Origin of the sequence: Trichocoleus desertorum AS-A10, from assembly GCF_039962155.1 — a bacterium.
Lineage (GTDB): Bacteria > Cyanobacteriota > Cyanobacteriia > FACHB-46 > FACHB-46 > Trichocoleus.
Window position 1 is genome coordinate 67,471 of the sequence record NZ_JAMPKN010000014.1, and the last position, 16,853, is coordinate 84,323.

The 16,853-nt window shown below is 48.0% G+C and carries 14 protein-coding genes; 7 read left to right on the forward strand and 7 right to left on the reverse strand.

The genetic code is table 11. From position 1 onward, the window contains the following. Window positions 1-87: 87 nt before the first annotated feature. Entirely contained in the window at window positions 88-2,046 is a 1,959-nt protein-coding gene (gene dnaK, locus NDA01_RS18235) for a molecular chaperone DnaK (protein ID WP_348229070.1), read from the reverse strand. A gap of 185 nt (window positions 2,047-2,231) precedes the next feature. Further along, on the reverse strand, window positions 2,232-2,984 hold the full coding sequence (grpE, locus tag NDA01_RS18240; protein WP_348229071.1) for a nucleotide exchange factor GrpE: 753 nt from the start codon (window positions 2,982-2,984) through the stop codon (window positions 2,232-2,234). 720 nt (window positions 2,985-3,704) lie between these two features. On the opposite strand from grpE, the gene NDA01_RS18245 reads away from it, so the two are divergent. The 4 genes from NDA01_RS18245 (at window position 3,705) to NDA01_RS18260 (ending at window position 9,228) form a co-directional block, all read left to right on the forward strand. Then, window positions 3,705-5,705 carry a GspE/PulE family protein gene (locus tag NDA01_RS18245; protein ID WP_348229072.1) on the forward strand — a complete coding sequence of 667 codons (2,001 nt, stop codon included), beginning with the start codon at window positions 3,705-3,707 and terminating at the stop codon, window positions 5,703-5,705. 85 nt (window positions 5,706-5,790) lie between these two features. After that, window positions 5,791-6,903, forward strand: coding sequence for a type IV pilus twitching motility protein PilT (locus tag NDA01_RS18250; protein WP_190434546.1), 1,113 nt, complete (start codon window positions 5,791-5,793; stop codon window positions 6,901-6,903). A gap of 246 nt (window positions 6,904-7,149) precedes the next feature. Then, window positions 7,150-8,379 carry a type II secretion system F family protein gene (locus tag NDA01_RS18255; RefSeq protein WP_190434549.1) on the forward strand — a complete coding sequence of 410 codons (1,230 nt, stop codon included), beginning with the start codon at window positions 7,150-7,152 and terminating at the stop codon, window positions 8,377-8,379. Between the two features lie 237 nt (window positions 8,380-8,616). Then, the gene (locus tag NDA01_RS18260; RefSeq protein ID WP_348229073.1) at window positions 8,617-9,228 is read left to right on the forward strand and encodes a hypothetical protein; all 612 of its coding nucleotides are present in this window, start codon (window positions 8,617-8,619) and stop codon (window positions 9,226-9,228) included. Window positions 9,229-9,254: 26 nt separating this feature from the next. Here the strand turns inward: NDA01_RS18260 and NDA01_RS18265 are convergent, their stop codons facing one another. Then, window positions 9,255-11,153 (reverse strand): protein kinase domain-containing protein, encoded by a 1,899-nt coding sequence (locus NDA01_RS18265; RefSeq protein ID WP_348229074.1) that lies wholly within the window; start codon window positions 11,151-11,153, stop codon window positions 9,255-9,257. A gap of 240 nt (window positions 11,154-11,393) precedes the next feature. Then, window positions 11,394-12,437, reverse strand: coding sequence for a (S)-8-amino-7-oxononanoate synthase BioU (gene bioU / locus NDA01_RS18270; protein WP_348229075.1), 1,044 nt, complete (start codon window positions 12,435-12,437; stop codon window positions 11,394-11,396). Window positions 12,438-12,804: 367 nt separating this feature from the next. On the opposite strand from bioU, the gene NDA01_RS18275 reads away from it, so the two are divergent. From NDA01_RS18275 to NDA01_RS18285, 3 genes are read left to right on the forward strand one after another with little or no spacing between them, the layout of a single operon-like run. Then, window positions 12,805-13,014 (forward strand): DUF2997 domain-containing protein, encoded by a 210-nt coding sequence (locus tag NDA01_RS18275; RefSeq protein WP_190434558.1) that lies wholly within the window; start codon window positions 12,805-12,807, stop codon window positions 13,012-13,014. Window positions 13,015-13,061: 47 nt separating this feature from the next. Continuing rightward, window positions 13,062-13,448: a DUF1257 domain-containing protein gene (locus NDA01_RS18280; RefSeq protein WP_190434562.1), complete on the forward strand. Its 387-nt coding sequence runs from the start codon at window positions 13,062-13,064 to the stop codon at window positions 13,446-13,448. Further along, a complete protein-coding gene (locus tag NDA01_RS18285; protein WP_348229076.1) occupies window positions 13,448-13,927 on the forward strand; it encodes a ferredoxin in 480 nt (159 codons plus the stop codon). Before NDA01_RS18280 ends, NDA01_RS18285 begins: the two co-directional genes overlap by 1 nt. Window positions 13,928-14,036: 109 nt before the next feature. Here NDA01_RS18285 and NDA01_RS18290 read toward each other — a convergent pair whose 3' ends face one another. The 3 genes from NDA01_RS18290 to NDA01_RS18300 form a co-directional block, all read right to left on the reverse strand. Then, the gene (locus NDA01_RS18290; RefSeq protein ID WP_190434567.1) at window positions 14,037-14,315 is read right to left on the reverse strand and encodes a YiaA/YiaB family inner membrane protein; all 279 of its coding nucleotides are present in this window, start codon (window positions 14,313-14,315) and stop codon (window positions 14,037-14,039) included. 175 nt (window positions 14,316-14,490) lie between these two features. Further along, window positions 14,491-16,068 carry a DUF4335 domain-containing protein gene (locus tag NDA01_RS18295; protein ID WP_348229077.1) on the reverse strand — a complete coding sequence of 526 codons (1,578 nt, stop codon included), beginning with the start codon at window positions 16,066-16,068 and terminating at the stop codon, window positions 14,491-14,493. Window positions 16,069-16,105: 37 nt separating this feature from the next. After that, window positions 16,106-16,738, reverse strand: a complete 633-nt coding sequence (locus tag NDA01_RS18300) for a DUF3038 domain-containing protein (RefSeq protein WP_370588109.1) — start codon at window positions 16,736-16,738, stop codon at window positions 16,106-16,108. Window positions 16,739-16,853: the final 115 nt, after the last annotated feature.

Here is a 16,853-nt window from a genome sequence, read left to right on the forward strand (position 1 = left end):
AATGCTGTTCTGGGGGTAATTTAGGATAAGAAAATGACTAAAAGAGCGGAACGAACCATTCAATAGAGTAGAGCATTACCACCGGGGCTAGTCGATGGCTTCGTAGTCAGCGGCTACTGTATCATCATCGAAATTCACATCTTCGTCTTCATCTTGAGAAGCTTTAGAGTTACCACTGCCATCGAACGTGGGGTCACTGTCCGTGAAAGAGTAACCTTGATCGTCACTGGAATCTGCTGCTTGTTGATAAACGGCTGCCCCAATTGCAAACAAGGTTTGCTGGAAGGTATCGAGCCGCTGCTTCATTTCTTCAATACTAATGGAGCGGTCGCCAAGAGCAGCTTGTAACTCTGTCGCTTTTTCGTTAGCTTGAGCCTTGAGAGCGTCCCCAATTAAAGCACCATTGTCTCTAATTGTAGACTCGTAGCTGTAGAACAAACTGTCTGCCTGGTTCTTCAGTTCGACTACCTGCTTGCGTCTGGTGTCCTCGTCTGCAAAGAGAGAAGCTTCTTGCCGCATCCGCTCAATTTCGCTGTCACTCAACCCCCCTGTATTGGTAATCTGGATGCTTTGTTCGCGTCCTGTACCTTTGTCACGGGCCGAAATCTTTAAAATACCGTTCGCGTCAATATCAAAAGCTACTTCAATTTGAGGGACACCGCGAGGGGCTGGAGGAATCCCAGTCAGCTGGAATTTTCCTAGGCTTTTGTTGTCTCTAGCCATCGCCCGTTCCCCTTGGAGAGCATGAATCTCTACCGAGGTTTGACCATCTGTTGCGGTTGAGAAAACTTGAGTCCTACTAGTTGGAATGGTTGTATTTCGCTCAATCACCTTGGTAAAGACTTCGCCTAGCGTCTCAATACCTAGAGATAGAGGAGTCACATCTAGGAGAAGTAAGTCTTTGACTTCGCCACCCAGCACTCCACCTTGAATTGCAGCACCCAAAGCCACTGCTTCATCAGGATTCACAGAGCGATCGGGAGCTTTACCGCCGAAGAACTTCCGAATTGCGTCTTGTACCGCCGGAATCCGCGTGGAACCGCCCACTAAAATAATGCGATCGATGTCATCAGTTTTTAGATCACCATCTTTTAGGGCCTGACTAACCGGGTCAATGGTGCCTTGGACTAAATGTCCGACCAGTTCTTCAAACTTAGCTCTACTGAGATCCATCTCCAAATGCTTGGGTCCAGTCTCATCGGCAGTAATGAAGGGCAAGTTGATGGAGGTTGTCACTGTACTAGACAACTCAATCTTGGCCTTTTCCGCAGCTTCCCGCAGACGTTGAAGTGCCATCTTATCCATTGAGAGGTCGATGCCTTCTTGATCGCGGAAGCAATCAATCATCCAGCGAACAATGCAGTTGTCAAAGTCATCGCCGCCGAGGTGATTGTTGCCTGCTGTGGCTTTTACTTCAAATACTCCATCGCCTAACTGCAAAACGGAAACGTCAAAGGTGCCACCACCTAAGTCAAAAACCAAAACTCGTTGGTCTTGATCTTGTTTGTCTAAGCCATAGGAAAGGGCAGCAGCAGTCGGTTCATTAATAATGCGCAGGACTTCCAAGCCAGCAATGGTCCCTGCATCCTTAGTTGCTTGCCGCTGAGCATCTGTAAAGTAGGCAGGAACTGTAATCACAGCTTGGGTAACAGGCTCACCCAAATAGTTTTCAGCATCCTGCTTGAGCTTTTGCAAGATCATGGCTGAAATCTCTTGCGGAGTATAGGTCCGTCCGCGCACTTGCACATCAACGGTTTCGTCTCGACCTTTAATGCATCCATACGGAACCCGACCGCGCTCAGCTTCGGTATCTTCCCAGCGGCGACCGATAAATCGTTTGATACTGAAGATTGTATTCTCAGCGTTGGTTACGCCTTGACGCTTAGCCAGTTGCCCAACTAAGCGATCGCCAGCCTTACCAAATCCCACAATACTCGGAGTTGTCCGCCCACCCTCAGAGTTCGAGATAACGTTCGGTTGCCCGCCTTCTAAGACAGCAACACAACTATTCGTCGTGCCTAAGTCGATACCAATGACCTTTCCCATAGCTAGCGGCGGTTAATGTAGGACAACAGAAGTGGACAGAGCTTGAGCGTTTGTGGAACCCTAATCTCAGAGCAAGGAACCATGCTTTGAGATTCCGTAACTAATTCAACCCTTAAGCACTCAGAAGCTAGACTACCCGTAACTGCATCTGAAGCTCACAAGGATTCCTGTCAAATCAAAGCCTATCAGCTGTCTTCATGACCTCGGTCACTCTCCTCAGAGGTTACCACGGGGTCCGGAGCAGCAGCAACTTTCACCATTGCGTGGCGCAAGACGCGATCGCCAAGCATATAGCCTCGGACTAACTCCTCTACAACGGTGCCCTCTGGATGCTCATCTGTGGCTTCTCGCATCACTGCTTCATGCAGGTTTGGGTCGAAGTCTTTACCTTCAGATCGCATCGGCGAAACGCCAACCCGCTTCAAGCAGTCTACTAGCTGCTTATAGACACTCTGATAGCTCTTGTGAATGTTCATCTCGCCGTCATTTTGCGGCTTGATGTGGGAGCGAGCCCGCTCAAAGTTGTCTACGACAGGCAACAACTCGGTAATGGTGGAGCACTTGATTTTTTCTTCTAGCTCTTCTTTTTCTTTCTGAGCCCGTCTGCGGAAGTTATCAAAGTCTGCGGCGATCCTGACATATTGATTAGTCCGGTCGTCTACCTGAGTCCTGAGAGACTCCACTTCTTGAGATAACTCTTCTAGAGCTGCCTGATACTCAGATTCACTTGCAGCATTATCAGGCTCCAAAGTGAAAGTTCCATTCTCAGAGCTTGCTGCTGTAGGACTATCATTATTGGCCTGGGAGGCCAAGTTGAATTCTTCGGAATTTAAATCTGCTTCTGTTGACATGGTTTGGTCGGCTATTTCTTCAGGAGACCCAGAAGAATCAACTGTCAGATCTTGAAGGTTCTCTAGCTGATTTTCTTCACCCATCATTGTGCACTAATCCTACATTAAGAGAATGCTACCTTGACAACCCCGCTCTTGGCATTCCCTAAAATGCCTTAAAGGAAACTCCATCGCCAAGAGTTGACTAACTCTCAACTGGCCAACCACGAGCTAGCAGCCGTAAACTTCCACGACATACCATTCCTCATTGTAGCGACTGGGTCAGTAAGTGCCCTGACTTGGCAATTGCGATCGCAGCTCCAGGATTGCCTAATCTGTAAATTGAGTCTTTGCAATAAGACGCTTATCTGTCTCACTAAACATAGTTGAGTTAGAAAATTCACAAATTGGGCAATGAGTTATTTATAAGTGCAATACCACCAAAGTGTGTTGCAAAATCCTACTAATTTTTAGCTCAAGGGCTATGATCTTGAGAACTTCGTTATAGTCTAAACATCAAACCAAAGGTAGATAGCCTACGCTTTGGCGACTGCTAATTAGCTCAATAGCAAAAATACCTAAAGCCAATTTAATTTTTGCCTTCCCAACTCACACTCTCCGTCATAGCCCTTTGAGTTTAAAGGACCAAGATGATAGAGCAGTCTCTAGGCGTGACCTTTAAACCTCCCAGCTTGTCAAGGCTAGAAGTACTCAAGAATCCAAAGAATAGAGAGTTGGGATCATAGATTTACCAAACATCATATTGCTACTCGTAATTCTGCCCAGGACTTGTGGGAACACTTAAAAAGGAGATCTTCTTCATCAGCTATGACTAACTCTTCATCACAGCGGCGCGCCCTTATCGTCAAGAATGACTTCTCTCCCTTTGGGAATAAGCTCATTCAGTCTGGGTATGTCAACCACGAACAGATGCAGCAGGCTCTGATTGAGAGTCGTAAATCTGGCAGACCGATTACAGAAGTTCTAGAGACTATTACCGGGCGTCAACTTACTCCCGACCTGCTGCGGCAATACAAGAAGCAGCAGCTTTTTGAACTGAAGATTCTCTATGGGGTTGAGTCCCTTGATCCTGAAGTCAGTGACATTACTGCAAGTCAGGTAGGGCATTTAATTGACACTCTGATCCCCATTGACATTTGCCGCCGCTACCGATTAGTACCACTCTCTAGGCATGACTCCCCCCCTGGCGTCTTGGTCGCAATGGTTGATCCTGACAACTTAGACGCTCAGGATGACCTCAATCGCATTCTGCGGGCTCAAGGCTTAGCTTTGTCTCGGATGGTGATCACGCTGGAAGACTACAACCAGCTGATTTCTAAATACTTAGATGAGCAAGTTGAGAAAACTAAGCAAATCGAAATTCAAAAGTCTGTTGATGTTCAATCTGACTTAGAAGGCTTAGAAAACCTGGATCTTCAGGATGCCCCTGAAGATATGGAAGCCAATCTAGATGATGTCGCCAAAGGAGCATCCGACGCTCCAGTTATTAGCTTGGTCAACAAAATCCTCATCAAAGCGTTGCAAGACGGAGTCTCTGACATCCACATTGAACCCCAAGAGGAATACTTAAGAATTCGTTTCCGCAAGGATGGGGTGCTGCGTCAGGCATTTGATCCACTACCCAAAAAAATCATTCCAGCCGTCACAGCCCGCTTCAAGATTATTTCCGAGCTAGACATTGCTGAGCGTAGAGCTCCCCAAGACGGTCGGATTCGGCGGGTTTTTCAGGACCGCAAAATTGACTTCCGGGTCAACACCCTGCCTAGCCGTTATGGCGAGAAGGTAGTTTTACGAATCCTTGATAACTCAGCGACTCAACTGGGCCTAGATAAGTTGATCTCTGATCCAGACTCCTTGCAGATTGTCCAAGAGATGGTTAAACGTCCCTTCGGCCTAATTCTAGTGACGGGGCCGACTGGTTCTGGTAAAACCACTACTTTGTACTCAGCTTTAGCAGAACGTAACGATCCAGGCGTCAATATCAGTACGGCAGAAGACCCAATTGAGTACTCTTTACCGGGTATCAATCAAGTCCAGGTCATTCGTGAAAAGGGTATGGACTTTGCGGCCATTCTGCGGGCGTTCCTGCGACAAGACCCAGATGTGATTCTGGTGGGTGAAACCCGGGACAAGGAAACCGCGAAAACAGCGATCGAAGCAGCCTTGACTGGGCACTTGGTATTAACCACCCTTCATACCAATGACGCTGCTGGCGCGATCGCTCGTCTAGATGAAATGGGCGTAGAACCATTCATGGTTTCTGGAGCCCTACTTGGAGTTGTGGCTCAACGTCTCATGCGACGGGTCTGCCCCGAATGTCGGATTCCTTATAACCCTGATCCTAACGAACTAGCCAAGTTTGGGATGTCTAGCACTCACGATGCGGGAGTCACTTTCTATAAAGCGAACACACTACAGCCAGAGCAAATTCAGGAAGCTAGAGCGCAAAATCAGCTTTGCTCTGTTTGTAATGGCGTTGGCTATAAAGGGCGTAATGGTGTTTATGAGGTGATGCGAATTACGGAGCAACTGCAAGTTCTGATTGCCCAAGGTGCACCTACGGAGCGGATCAAAGAGGTTGCCGTTGAAGAAGGCATGCAGACCTTACTCGCCTACAGTCTTAACTTAGTGCGTCGAGGTGCTACGATATTAGAAGAAGTGGAACGGGTAACCTTTACTGACACAGGCTTGGAAGCTGAGCTTAAAGCTAAGCGCAAGAGTTCCCTAACTTGTCGGGTTTGTGGAGCTGAGGCTAAACCAGAATGGATAGACTGCCCTTACTGCACTACTCCTCGTTTCCAAGATTGACGAAAACTGAGTTAACTACTTTTGCGATCGCCCCCAGCTATAGGCGAATCTTACCCATCTACCTTGAAATTTGTGAGAGAAATCTATGGAATTAATGATTGAAGACTTGATGGAAGAAGTGATCGAGCGGGGTGGTTCAGACCTGCACCTTTCTTCTGGACTGCCTCCCTACATTCGCGTCAGTGGTCACTTAACTCCTACAGAGCACGAAGTCTTGACGTCTGAGAGCTGCCAGAGACTCATCTTCAGCATGCTAAACAACACCCAGCGGAAGAATTTGGAGCAGAACTGGGAGCTAGATTGCTCTTATGGTGTTAAAGGATTGGCTCGTTTCCGAGTCAACGTTTATAAGGACAGAGGAACCTACGCCGCTTGTTTAAGAGCTTTAAGTTCCAAAATTCCTAGCATGGACCTCTTAGGGTTGCCAGACATTGTCCGAGAAATGTCAGAAAAGCCTAGAGGCTTAGTGCTCGTTACTGGCCCAACCGGATCGGGTAAGTCAACCACCTTGGCTTCCATGATCAACAACATCAATATGACTCGCGCAGAGCATATTCTCACGGTTGAGGACCCAATTGAATTTGTCTATGAATCAGTTAAGAGCGTGATTCACCAGCGCCAAGTCGGTGAAGACACCAAGAGTTTCGCGAATGCGCTAAGAGCGGCTTTACGGGAAGACCCAGACGTCATCCTTGTAGGTGAAATGCGGGACTTGGAAACGATTCAACTTGCCATCTCAGCCGCTGAAACAGGCCACTTAGTATTTGGTACATTGCATACCAGTTCTGCTTCACAAACCGTTGACCGGATGGTAGACGTGTTTCCCCCGGAGCAGCAAATGCAAGTACGAGTACAATTATCCAACTCCTTAGTTGCTGTCTTCAGTCAGACTCTCGTTCCCAAAAAGAACGTCAAGCCGGGTGAATACGGTCGAATCATGGCTCAGGAAATCATGGTTGTCACCCCCGCTATTGCTAACTTGATTCGAGAAGGAAAAACATCCCAAATCTATTCCGCGATTCAAACAGGCGGTAAATTAGGGATGCAAACCTTGGAAAAAGTTTTGTCCGATCTCTATAAAGCTGGAAGTATTTCTTTCGAGGCTGCCATCTCGAAGACTTCACGACCTGACGAGATGCAGCGGATGATTGGTGGAGCACCTGCTGCGGCCCAGGCAGGTACAGCCGCTAGACACTAGTTAAGTTGTAAGCAAGTTCTAGTTTCTGACTAATAATGACTTATTGAATCAGTCATGCTGATTAGCAGAAACTAGAAACCGTTACCATTTAGCCATGTCTCGAGTAATTTTTACAGGTCAGATAAGTTAATAAATATCTGGGGAGAAGTAGCATCGCTGTTTTTGACAGTGGATACTAAGTTAGGCTTCGCTGCTCCCCTAAACCAATTTTGAGCCAATTTAACCACTTTCAGCCAGATTTGCACTATGCCTACTTACATTGCCAGTGCACGTGATGCCAGAGGAAATGCCAAAAAACAAAAAATCACTGCAAATTCTCCGGGTGAAGCTCGTTCTACGTTAAGAGAACAAGGCTTTGTGGTCCAAGACCTTAAGGAGGACAAGAGCCTTGACCTTAGTAAGATTGACCTTCAGAAGTTTCAGCTTGCTTTCACGAGCGTTTCAGTCAAAGATAAGGCCGTTTTCTCCCGACAGTTTGCTGCGCTTGTGAATGCTGGGGTGGCAATGGTTCGTAGTTTGGGTGTGCTATCTGAGCAATGCACAAATCCCAAACTCAAAGCATCACTTCTAGAAATTAATGGAGACGTACAGCAAGGTACTAATCTATCGGATGCAATGCGTAAGCATCCCCAGTGCTTTGATATGTTGTACGTCAGCATGGTGCAAGCAGGTGAGGTAGGCGGTGTACTCGACGAGGTACTCAATCGTCTAGCTAAACTTCTAGAAGATATTGCTCGGTTGCAAAACCAGATTAAGTCAGCAATGGCTTATCCTGTAACCGTCGGTGTTTTGGCAACGGTTATTTTTATTGGTATGACCGTTTTCCTCTTACCAACCTTTGCTTCTATCTTTGAGGAATTAGGAACAGAGCTGCCAGCTTTTACCCAAGCTATGCTCGCTATTAGTAAATTCCTAAGAACTCCCCAGTACGTTGTAGGCCTAATTCTGATTCTCTTTGGCCTTAGTTTTGCCTATAAGCAGTACTACAAAACACGGGCAGGTCGCGAAACTATCGATCGCTTGTCCCTGAAAGCACCTTTGTTTGGCGACTTGATTCAGAAGACTGCAACTGCTCGCTTTTGCCGTACTTTCGGAGCCTTAACCCGCTCTGGAGTGCCCATTCTTACAGCTCTAGAGATTGTGAGAGATACGGCGGGTAACCAAGTCGTTTCTAATGCGATTGATGAAGCTCGGAGAGAAATTCAAACAGGCGGCATGATTAGCATTGCTCTCCAGAGAGAACAAGTCTTTCCAATCATGGCTATTCAGATGATTAGCATTGGGGAAGAAACTGGGGAAGTTGACAAAATGCTGATGAAAGTTGCTGACTTTTATGAGGATGAGGTGGAGCAGGCAGTAAAAGCTCTAACCAGCATTATGGAACCGATTATGATCATGTTCTTAGGAGGCATGGTAGGTTCGATTCTGCTTTCCATGTATCTGCCTATGTTCAAGGTTTTCGAAAGCATTGGCTAAACATTAAAAGGCTTTGACTTTCAGTTTCTCTAAACCCTCTGCTCTTTAGTAGGGGGTTTCTTTGTAGCTAGGAGAGTCTGAATTAAGGATGGTTCAGCTAGTACAAGTTCTCACTAGCATTGATTCAGGCAATGTTGATTTAGACAATGCTACTTTCGAAACATTGAACTCTGAACTTTTAAGCCTAGGTACAATACAGAAAAGGTCTATTGCTTACTCCAAAAGTTTAATAAAGTTATGGCGATTAAACCATCTCATTACGAAGAGCTATTAGCTGAGTACAGTAACCAGCTAGCAGCGATCGCTCTATTAAAACAGCATCGGCCTTACTTAGAAATGGTGCCTAGCATGCGCCGTTCTGAAGAGAGCATCATTACTATTCCTTTACCCCTAGTTAGGATAAACCAAGCTGAGCAATTTCAAGAGCATAATGCTGCTGATTATAGTCAGACTCGTCCTAGGGCTAAAGAATTAGTTCGGCTGCCTTGTGAGGTAGCCATTATGATGTGTGATCCAGAATGGAAGATTAAAACAGGAGTTGAGATTTTAGTCTTTATTCATCGCCCTCAAGAAGACTTTTCCACCTTACTGGGACGTTGGCGACAAACTCAAGTATGGCTCGATCGCGGATATGAATGGCTCATGCCGCCACGCTATGAACATATTTTGAATGAGGGAGCGGAAGCTGTTCATCCTCTGTTTATCACTTTTGATGAAACACCAGCCAGAATCAAGCGTGGCCTTACAGGGGCTACGCTACCTTTCGTGAATCAATCGCTTGGCAGCGTGAATGAGGTAGAGGAGGCAGGAGAACCTGAAACTTCTAGCAGCTTAAATCTGGAAGAATGAGCGAGAGTTTGCAGCTCGCGGCTACCTTAGAGAAATTGCAGGGAGATCGTAAACTTTTCAGGCTTAAGAGACGAAATTTCGAGTGTATAGTCTCCATCGGCAGGAAATTTGCCGCGCCAAACTTGCGGCTGTTGCCCATTCAAGTTACCGATAGACTGACCATTAGGGGCGATCGCCTGGATACGAACCGAACCTTGTATCACCTTAACTACTCCTGTTTGGCCTCGCTTAGCCGCTAATAAATATCGGCGGGGCTGTTCTGGAACAACGCTTCCGGCGACTTTAGCGCCCGTTGCTCCAGGAGCAATTGTAATGCGAGCGATCGCTTGGGTAGAGACTGCGATCGCTTGGCTTAGCGGTGTAATCGCTACTTCTAGCTTGTAAGCCCCAGCACCAACCACTTGGATTAAGTAGTCGTCATCTTTGGGCAACTGACCCGTCCAGTTCTGAGTGGCGTAAGCAGCCGCATCAATGCCTTGTTGATCAGACCTTAGTAAGTTCATTGTCACCTCAGGTCCAGTCAGGGCCACTGTCATAATTTGACCCTGAGCGGCCCTAAGAACATAAGATTTCAACGGTTGGTTTTGTAAGTTGCCCTGGATGACGCTGGAAATAGCTCCTGGGTCAAACTGAATCGGTTCAGCCTGATTCGTTCTAGATGAAGTGGCATTCGTATCTTGCTTAGAGCCAATGATTTGAGATGCTTCCGATTGAGGAATGCGAGCTCCAGACACCCAAACCTCATTGCGCTGTGGTCCACCTGCTACGGTCAAGCGCCACAGCATTGGTACTGTTAGCGCTAACAGCAGCGTGATGGCAATGCCAACACTCACGCCGATCCAGCGGTACCATTTTCTGGAACCTTTCAAAGTTTTATTTTGGTCAGCAGCTCCAAATTGCATGAAGGAGCGATCGCCACTCATAGCCTGGCTTAACTTGGACGACAGAATGGATGAGCCCGCAACAACGGCGGCAGAGGCTGCAACATTGGCCCCAGAATTTAGCTGGGTCGTCGGTACAGCCGTTTCTAGCAGAGGTTGCAGTTCGGTGAGCACTGCTTGAGCAGACTGGTACCGATCGCCTGGACGTAACGACAGCATCTTGGACAAAATGGCTTCAAAGCGATCGCTAATCTGCGCATAGGGGCGCAACTGCCAGTTCAAGGTGCCGCTATCCAGCAAAGTCTTGGGTTCTTTGCCAGTTAACAAAACTAAGCTAGTGGCCGCTAAAGCATATAAATCGCTATGAGGATGCACCTTGCCCGTTTGTAACTGCTCTGGCGGTGCGTAGCCTGCTTTGCCTACACAGGTAATCTCCGAAGGATAAGAAGACGTGGAGAACAAAGGAAAAGCAGTATAGAGATAATTAGCAACCGATTTAACCGCCCCAAAATCAATCAGAATGGGTAAACCCAGAGTAGAGTTAGCAGCCACCTCTTCAGCTCGGCTAGGTCGCAGCCGTAAAATAATATTTTCGAGAGAAATATCACGATGAATAATGTTGCGATTGTGAATGTAGGTCAAAACTGGTAACAGATGGCTGAGAAACTGCAAAACTTCTAGTTCTGAAAACACTTTTCCTTGCGTTTTTCTCTCTTGCAGAAGATGACGGTAAGTTTGACCATCTACAAACTCTTGCACAGAAAATAAACGTTGATTATCCTCAAAAGCGGCTAGAAACCGAGGAATTTGCGGGTGCTGAATTTGGTAGAGTACCGTAGCTTCTCGCTGAAACAGAGCCTCGGCTTTTGCCAATAAAGCTCCATCTTGCTGCGGTACCGCCAACTCCTTCAACACGCAAGGTTCATTAAAACGTTCCACATCCAGCGCTAAATAAGTCCGGCTAAATCCACCTTGACCTAAAACTTGCTGAATTGCGTACCGTTGCCGTAACAGCGTTCCTACAGGAATTGAAGGGGGCGTCATTGCTATTTGTAGTTCTTTGCCAAACCATCCCAACTTGGCCAGAACTCATAGGTCCTCACCAAGGTAATGATTCTTACGTATTCAGGCTGGAACTACCACGGTGTAACACCCCTCAAGGCTTTCAGCCCCAGGGGATGAGCAATGCTACGGTGAAGAACTAGAAAAATTGACTTTGTATATGGCAAAAATCAATTTTCCTAGTGTAAATGATTCAGAGACTGAAGTAATCACCCGAAGTTGTTATCGCACAAATTGCGGCATTACTTCCGCAGCACTCAACAATCCGTAGATTCCGCGCTGACGCAGATTAAACCCAGCTTTGAGGTAACCGAAGGCAGGGCCACAGACATTGGCAGCCATGCTGGTTTCATCCCCTAAAGTAAAGGTGTGAGTTGAGATTTTGCCCTCAAAGGTTCGTCCCGTCACTTGGACATTAGTGCTGAGGGGCTTCTTGGGGTTACGAGTATCAACTACGCCTCCCACAGTGACGCGATCGCGAGGGCAGATGCCTGCCAGCTCCAACATCACATCATCAGCATGTTCCATATTTTCTAGCGTAATTAGACCATTGGTTTGGTCCAACAGCATTTCTATCTCAGCATCGGTCATGGCTCTCGCTTTTTCGACGTTGTAGCCAGGCAGATGGGCGATGTCTTCTCGCACGGTTGCTCGGTAGGCTTCCCAGTTAGCAATCCCTACCCCAAAAGTAATTTTGACGCTGTGAATTTCCGCATAACTTTGGGCTGCTAAAGCCGCACCCGCCGTCAACAAGCCAGGAGTCGCTCCACACCCTGTCATATAGGTAATTCCTGCTGCTTGCAATTCCGCTTGCATACCCAAAAGCTGTTCCACAGCACTAGTGCGCTTGATCGCATCCACCAGTACCCCTTGCCAACCTGCTGCAATAAACTGCCGCGCTACAGAAGCCATAAATGTGTTGGGCAAGTTTGGTAACGCTAAGAAGTAGCCATCGACGTTACCTACCCGTTGAATCAAGTCAGCAATGCTGTTATTACTCAGCACACCTCCAGTTTCTAGGTATCCAATAGAACCTTCAGCCTGATATGTCGTTATGCAGTGCTGCGGAGATAACCCTTCAGATGCATAGGCGTATCCCTTTTGGTCGGCTACTGAGACCCAGAGCATCTCTTGTTTAGGAGCGAGAACTCTAGCCGCTGCCTGACCCAATCCGCCAAAGCCAAGGATTCCAACTCGAATGGGTGCCTTTACAGACGAAAAACTGGATGGAGAATAGTTCAAATCTGTCGCTTGCGCTTCGCTCATTACCGATTACATGAATCAAATTAGACTCTCATTATCCTGGGTTATTTAAGTGTTAGATCAACCCATAGGCGGAAGAGCCGAAACATGAGAAATGATTTTATATTTTTGTAAACCTTAATTTTGCGGTCTCGCTCTCCCTTGACTGGTTTGGAGAGTTAAGCGAAACTGACAGTTACTGGGGTAAAGCTCACTTCAAATAACAAGTTTCGTTAAGCTTTAACTCTTTATATCTCGGTTAATAAAAATTCAGCCCAGTGGCTAACTGAGTTCACTTCTCTTAAAATCATATAAACATTTAATAATGCAGCGTTTTAGTGACCCCTGAACGCGCTCCTACCTAAATCACCCTACAGCCCTCAGCCAAAGCATGGAAACATTGGAGTTTGTGATTTACCCAGATGGTCGGGTCCTGGAAAAAGTAACCGGGATTGTCGGTGCCTCTTGTGCTGAAGTTACCGCAGCCATTGAAGCTCAGCTAGGACAGGTACTCAGCCATGAGGCGACCTCAGAGTTTTTTGCTACAACGGTGCAACAGGCTACGACAGTATCCACTCAGGCTACTTTTAGTGAGTGGTAAGTTGTTTATTCAGTTTTGTCCTTGTTTAATTTTTTGACAAAAAAACTATGTCACACTTTAGCCAAATTAAAACTCAAATCCGCAACCTCACCTCCTTACAAGCAGCATTGAGCGATCTGGGAGTTGACTGGAAGTCTGGTCCTCAGGCTGTTAGAGGATACCGTGGGCAGACCACCACGGCTGACCTCACTATTGAACAGAAGAATGGTTACGACATTGGTTTTAGCTGGAACGGTAGTGCCTACGAGCTAGTGGCAGATTTGCAGTTTTGGCAACAAAATTGGTCTGTCGATCGCTTCCTCAACAAAGTGACGCAGCGCTACGCTTATCACACAATTGTCAAAGAAGGCGCTCAATCGGGGTTTCAAGTTGCTGAGCAACAACAGAATGAAGACGGTTCAGTTCGCTTAGTGCTACAGCGCTGGAGTGCGTAATGTCTGATTTTCCTTCACCTTTCGCAGACCCTAACAGTTCGCATGTGGGAGGTGAAGGCCAAGCAGACTTGCGGACTGGTTTTGAACCAGAACTCGGTGGTCACTGGCGGGACGCTGCTGAACGCTCTGGTCTGGAGCCAGAACTGGGCGGCAGCTTTAGGCAGAAGGGAGTCTACGTTGATGAGATTACCTGCATTGGCTGTAAGCATTGTGCTCATGTGGCACGAAATACCTTCTATATCGAGCCAGATTATGGGCGATCGCGGGTAATTCGTCAGGATGGCGACCCGGAAGACATTGTTCAAGAAGCAATCGATACTTGTCCCGTAGACTGCATTCATTGGGTAGACTACACCGAACTCAGGCAGCTAGAAGAAGAACGGAAGTATCAAGTCATACCACTTCCCGGTTTTCCAGTTGACCGGGCTGTGATTGCTACCAATCGTCGCCGTCAAAAGCTGAGAATTCGCCGTAAGTGATTTGTTAGCGTTGATTGAGCGATCGCTGAGAGAGCTGAAAAATAAGCAAGGGTGTCTAGTTATCCTTGCTTATTTTTTATGCTTATCTGGGCTTAGAGCAGCATTCAGCCTAAACGAGAGGGTGATGTTCTTTGAGCAACTTTTCTGCCCTTGCTTCATCTAGTTTGTAAGCTAGCTTTCTCGCCTCATGGGAGTCACGGGTAGTTTTAGCAACGCTGAATGTAGAGCCAACCGAGAATGTTAGGCCCATGCCCATAAACCCTTTAGTCCAGTTATCTACGGGCAGATAAGCAATGCCGATGGCTGTTGCAGAAATTGCGAGAGCAAAAGATGCCCAAGACTGAATAAGCCAGCCTGGGCTGTGAACTTGAGGTCCCATATCTTGCATAGTTTACTGATCGCCCCTTGTAATTCAATTGGCTTTGTGGCTCAACGTATCAATTCAAACAACAGCTACATGAGTCACAAGGGCAGTTCCTGAAGTGAACACCAAAGCATAGACGGTATTAGCCTGCTTGGGTTAGGGAAAGCCCTGCCTTTACTTCGCAAGCCATAGCTCAGCTTCATTCTAAGAAAGTGCGGACCTGTCCATCTGGGCTTAACACCACTCGAACTCGTGGAGATTGGCCTCCCTGAATCGGAGTTACAAAAGCCTCACCGACTAAAGGCATTCCCGTGCGATCGATGTAGTCTCCTGCCGATTGGCCTAAAGGAACGATGCGCTGAATTGAGCCATCTGCTCCAATTAGAAGTGTGTACTCTAGAGTCTGCGTCAATCCTTCGGGTGGTTGCCAACGCTCCTCAAAGTAACTCCTCACTTCGGCTACTTGAGGAATGCTATCAAACGCAGAACCAGCAGCTACATCAGCCGCAGGAGCTTGAGCTGCCTCTGCACCCGAACGAGCAGTTTCACCTGCTGCCTCTGGCGCTGCGGCATTGCGAGCTGCATCTAGGGTTGGAAGCTTTGCTGCTGCTGGTGGTGGCGGTACAGGTTCTGCCTCTGGCACATTTTCCAGTTCAAGCTGTGGCGCGGATTCCGCTTGGGGTGCTAGAGCCACTGGTCCAGACTCTACCGGAATTGAGGCGATCGGCTTATTGGTAGTAGGTGCAGGAGTTGAACTAGCACCTGCTGGAGCTGGCGGCACTGGAGCCAGAGCGATCGCATTCGGAGCAGCCGTATCTGGTACTGGCACAATCGGCAATCCTGACTTGAGCGCTCCTGCGGGTGGCGGTGGCGGCACCATTTGAGGAGGGGCAGGAACACCTAAAGGTCCAGTTGCTACTTGTCCTGGCACCATTGCTTGCTGCCCGGTCGCTTGAGGGGTCGAAAGGGAGACCGCTGTTTTTAGTTCAGGCGTCGGTTGATCCAGGCTCTTGACTACTCCAGCAGTCACACCAGCGGTTAGCAAAACAGCTGCAGCCGTGGGTGCCCAAGCTGGCAGAACTGGAACCCAACTACGTTGATTCAGCTCGGGCAGCGCCATCGCATCTGCCGCATATTCATCTAATGCAGTGGCTAAGTCAGCCAATTGAGTGGCGCTTAACGTGATGAATGGTCTAGACAATCCACTGGCTAGAGATCCTAGATGAAGTCTGTGAGACAGAAGCCCTTGTGGTTCTAGAAAAATTCTGGGTGACTCAAGCACCAATGGAGCCGAGGGAGCCGCTGCCTCCGCCGCACTGGCTAGCTCACCAGATTGCTCAGTTGAGAGGGCATCCGGTTCTGGCTCGATGACGCTCAACGCCGCAGTCCTCGCTGATCTCGCAGCATTGAGATCGATGGGAGGAGGAATTAATGGTGGTGCTTCCAAGGTTGCGACTGACGATCGCCCCCCGGCACTGATCAAAGCGGGCGATTGATTGAGAAAGTCTTGAACGTAGGCACTCACCGCATCAGACAGTTCATCTAGCTGAAAGCGATCGCCCCGTAAGGAAATCTGCTCAGAGTCTGTCAAACGAGGGTCATCCAAACTCAGATGAAATCGCAGTTTTCTCAGGAGTGGACGACCTGCCCAACGAGACAATGGCGAATCATTGGCAACGATTTCTAGGGTGCAGGTAGGCGGAGTATACCGTCGCAGGACTGAGGTAGACAAAAAAGGCATGGGTGGTTCTGGAATGCGTCGGAGTAGGCTAGGCAATCGAAACTGAGTGAAGTAAGGGTGCTAACCCACAGGGTTAGACAGCGGCTACGCCATCCCGTGAACGATCCAAGAGGGCCAGCCAGAAACGACGAGGGCCACCAGGCGCACTGTAGAACAAGAGGTCGATCAGCAGCTTGAGCGCCAAGTGAGTCAGGATGTCGGGTGGCGTGTCTTCCCCTTCTTCCATGCGCTCCTGATAGGTGTTATTGAATTTGTCTAGATAATCTCCCAGAAGCGCTGCTTGGTGAGGTTCCTTGTTTTGTTCTGTGAGTTGTTCGAGTAGCGCCACAGCTCGACGAATTAATTCTTGGTGCTGTTTGGCCAGGTGACAACTAATTAAAACGAGCGATCGCGCCTCCTCAACATCCAACTTCTTGCGCCCCCCCTGGCCCTTACGTAGCGGACTCGACTGCCGCAACCGCCATAGAGCCACGCGATCGCTCACCATCTCTTCTAGGTTTAGATCTGTGGCTGCTTGCAGCATGGCCTCAGAACCAATCCCTGCCAATGCCTCTAGGGCCAACAATATCAAGTCCAGATGAGCTTTGATATTGTCCAGTTGTCCAGAGTCAGGTTGGGAGGGTAGGGGAAACTCTTCCCATTGAGATGAAGCAGGCGGCTTAACGGTGGAGCGCATATCTTCAGGATAGAGAACGGGGCAAGACACAAGCAGACGGTTACAAGTCTTGAAACAAGACTGGGGGAATCAGGTAAAGCTCTTAACTTTTACCTGACAGAAGAAAATAGGAATGCGAGGGTTTAAGGGCCATTTTAGCTAGTCT

Bases quoted from the DNA above. Each gene is read 5' to 3' on its own strand.
- dnaK (WP_348229070.1), bottom strand. From the start codon at position 2,046: ATGGGAAAGGTCATTGGTATCGACTTAGGCACGACGAATAGTTGTGTT.
- grpE (WP_348229071.1), bottom strand. From the start codon at position 2,984: ATGATGGGTGAAGAAAATCAGCTAGAGAACCTTCAAGATCTGACAGTT.
- NDA01_RS18245 (WP_348229072.1), top strand. From the start codon at position 3,705: ATGACTAACTCTTCATCACAGCGGCGCGCCCTTATCGTCAAGAATGAC.
- NDA01_RS18250 (WP_190434546.1), top strand. From the start codon at position 5,791: ATGGAATTAATGATTGAAGACTTGATGGAAGAAGTGATCGAGCGGGGT.
- NDA01_RS18255 (WP_190434549.1), top strand. From the start codon at position 7,150: ATGCCTACTTACATTGCCAGTGCACGTGATGCCAGAGGAAATGCCAAA.
- NDA01_RS18260 (WP_348229073.1), top strand. From the start codon at position 8,617: ATGGCGATTAAACCATCTCATTACGAAGAGCTATTAGCTGAGTACAGT.
- NDA01_RS18265 (WP_348229074.1), bottom strand. From the start codon at position 11,153: ATGACGCCCCCTTCAATTCCTGTAGGAACGCTGTTACGGCAACGGTAC.
- bioU (WP_348229075.1), bottom strand. From the start codon at position 12,437: ATGAGCGAAGCGCAAGCGACAGATTTGAACTATTCTCCATCCAGTTTT.
- NDA01_RS18275 (WP_190434558.1), top strand. From the start codon at position 12,805: ATGGAAACATTGGAGTTTGTGATTTACCCAGATGGTCGGGTCCTGGAA.
- NDA01_RS18280 (WP_190434562.1), top strand. From the start codon at position 13,062: ATGTCACACTTTAGCCAAATTAAAACTCAAATCCGCAACCTCACCTCC.
- NDA01_RS18285 (WP_348229076.1), top strand. From the start codon at position 13,448: ATGTCTGATTTTCCTTCACCTTTCGCAGACCCTAACAGTTCGCATGTG.
- NDA01_RS18290 (WP_190434567.1), bottom strand. From the start codon at position 14,315: ATGCAAGATATGGGACCTCAAGTTCACAGCCCAGGCTGGCTTATTCAG.